This is a genomic window from Enterococcus sp. RTP21361st1_A6_RTP21361_211029 (assembly GCF_040910045.1).
Lineage (GTDB): Bacteria > Bacillota > Bacilli > Lactobacillales > Enterococcaceae > Enterococcus_D > Enterococcus_D gallinarum.
This window is the reverse complement of the sequence record NZ_JBDGBK010000216.1, coordinates 1-1,268: the sequence shown is the minus strand read 5'-3', so window position 1 is coordinate 1,268 and position 1,268 is coordinate 1. Positions and strand designations below refer to the sequence as shown.

2 protein-coding genes and 1 pseudogene are annotated in these 1,268 nt (G+C 58.3%); all 3 read right to left on the bottom strand.

Features of this window, described 5'->3' with window-relative positions; translation table 11 throughout:
* Positions 1–222 precede the first annotated feature (222 nt).
* The 3 genes and pseudogenes from AB5Z52_RS17160 to AB5Z52_RS17150 all read right to left on the bottom strand — a co-directional run bounded on the left by AB5Z52_RS17160 (position 223) and on the right by AB5Z52_RS17150 (position 1,229).
* Positions 223–702 carry a hypothetical protein gene (locus AB5Z52_RS17160; protein WP_368267154.1) on the bottom strand — a complete coding sequence of 160 codons (480 nt, stop codon included), beginning with the start codon at positions 700–702 and terminating at the stop codon, positions 223–225.
* A 64-nt stretch (positions 703–766) separates the two neighbouring features.
* Positions 767–1,138 (bottom strand): annotated as a pseudogene (locus AB5Z52_RS17155) (MFS transporter); the annotation flags it as partial.
* Complete coding sequence (locus AB5Z52_RS17150) at positions 1,062–1,229, bottom strand: hypothetical protein (RefSeq protein ID WP_368267153.1); 168 nt, start codon at positions 1,227–1,229, stop codon at positions 1,062–1,064. The pseudogene AB5Z52_RS17155 and the gene AB5Z52_RS17150, both read right to left, overlap by 77 nt.
* Between the last annotated feature and the right edge of the window lie 39 nt (positions 1,230–1,268).

The window sequence follows — 1,268 nt, the reverse complement described above, 5'->3', positions numbered from 1 at the left end:
GCTGAGCTCAATCATTACTGTCAAACCGGTCAAGTTCAGGCTCGATGTCACACTGTCTTTGACCCTGCGATGCAGTACTCGCCTTGGATACAAATCTGCAGTCCTGCCATGCTACGTCCTGAAATATCCATAGATAGCCACCTCCCGAATCCTCCAGGTTTAGGAGATGTCGTCACCTCGTTTGATTTCATACGCCGATGAGCGAGAATACGAAGCGTGAATTCAAAACGTGGTCAAGCCACAACGTTTGATGTGCTGTTGCCACTGGTCAGGTCTGGGCAGCGTAATCAATCCCTTTAACGTTAATGCCGGCAACGCCAGCACTGCAATCGAAGCAGTGAGAATGAACGAAGTCGCCGTGTAACCGAGCCGTTCACTACCGAGTCCGGCCAGTGCGCTGACCACAGGGCCGACGGCCATACCAATGACGCCCATGCCGGCAGCGACCTTCCCCAGATTCTCCTTGTTAACCAGCAGCGTCTGGAAGCCGCCGACCACAGCGTTGCCTGCCGGGAAGACAAGTAAGGACGCGAACAGAAACGCCATACGCACAACAGTTTGACTGGCAAACGCCGCGCCCAGCGATCCCACGGCCATGAGCAGGTAGAAGGCCACCACCACGATGCCGCCTGGTACACGCTGCACGACGAGGGAGGCAATCAGAGATCCGACCAGCACCCCGACCGACACCGCCGAGCTCATGAGCGCCGCCGATGGGAGCGCCGGCCAAGTCGGTCGCCGCGTCACGCCCGGAATTGAGACTCATCGCCTTGGGTAGCAACTCGTCGGGGACAATACCCCTGAGCATCGTGTTGGAGGTGCCCCCAAGCAGGCCTCCGCGGATGCCCAACAGCACAGCGACAACGACCAGCGCCGCGTATCCCAGTACGCCCACGTGCGCACATGCAGCAGCGGTCAGGAAGATAACGAACCCCGTGGCGCCGAAGATTGTCATGAGCCTACGCCGATCCACGCTGTCCTGGAGCAGACCGCCCGGTAGCTCCAGCGCGCCACGAACGAACCCGATGGCAGAATCAATAAGTGTGGCCAGAGCCGGCGATTCAGTGATCGACAGCGCGATGATCGGCAGGCTGAAGTCCTGGATGCTGTTTGACAGCGATGTGCATGTGCCCGCCACTAACCATTGGCCGTAATCCGTGCCCCTCCATAACGACACTGGCTTCGTCGCAGCGCCATCCTTTGCCATCAGCGAATCCTCTCTCATGCATTTGCATGCTCTTGTGCTGTCTTATCAGCTATCTTCTTCC

Coding starts and splice junctions, on each gene's coding strand:
- AB5Z52_RS17160 (WP_368267154.1), bottom strand. CDS start 702: ATGAGCTCGGCGGTGTCGGTCGGGGTGCTGGTCGGATCTCTGATTGCC.
- AB5Z52_RS17150 (WP_368267153.1), bottom strand. CDS start 1,229: ATGCATGAGAGAGGATTCGCTGATGGCAAAGGATGGCGCTGCGACGAA.